Source organism: Arthrobacter sp. B0490 (genome assembly GCF_002929355.1).
GTDB lineage: Bacteria > Actinomycetota > Actinomycetes > Actinomycetales > Micrococcaceae > Arthrobacter_D.
In genome coordinates this window covers 1-741 of record NZ_PJIR01000075.1, presented here as the reverse complement: position 1 = coordinate 741, position 741 = coordinate 1, and the positions used below count along the sequence as shown (strand labels likewise).

General features: G+C 66.7%; 1 protein-coding gene. It reads right to left on the bottom strand.

All coding sequences use genetic code 11. The features are described from left to right. On the bottom strand, positions 1–741 hold a 741-nt coding region (locus tag CXQ97_RS20820), incomplete at both ends, for a PQQ-binding-like beta-propeller repeat protein (protein ID WP_181035157.1).

Sequence of the window (741 nt, the reverse complement as noted above, 5' to 3'; positions counted from 1 at the left end):
CCCAGCGCCTCGTCCGCGCTGGAAATGCTCCAGCTGTTCGGGCTGCTCGCGCTGTAGGTCTGCCCGGCGGCGATCGGTGCCGTTTCATCCGGATTGCCCGGGTCCCAGTTCCATTTCAGCTCGCCGGTATAGACGTCATAGGCACGGATGACGCCGGACGGCTCGTTGGCGCGAACGTTGTCATTCACCGCTCCGCCGACGATCACCCGATCACGCGCGACCACCGGCGGCGACGTGGAATAGTAGAAGCCTTCCTTCACGTGGGGCATGTTCGCCCAGAGATCCACCGCACCGTTGTCGCCGAAGCCGGGGCAAATCTCCCCGGTCTTCGCATCCAGCGCGATCAGCCTGGCATCCGCGGTTGGCATGAACAGGCGCTGCCGACAGGCCTGGCCCTCGGTGGCCGGCGGCGCTGCATGGTAGGAAAGCCCGCGGCAGGTCAGGTGCTGGCGGTTGACCGAATGCGGCACCTCGGGATCGAAGCGCCAGCGCTCCTCGCCGGTTTCGGCATCCAGCGCGATGACCAGATTGTGCGGCGTGCACAGGTACAGGCTGTCATCGACCTTGAGCGGGGTGACTTCGTAGGTGGTTTCATCCGGATCGTCCGGACCGCGCAGATCCCCGGTCTGGTAATGCCACACCGGCTCCAGCCGCTCGACGTTGTGCGGCGTGATCTGTGCCAGCGGCGAGTAGCGCTGGCCCTGCTGGCTGCGTCCGTAGGCGTGCCAGTCGCCGGCCGGC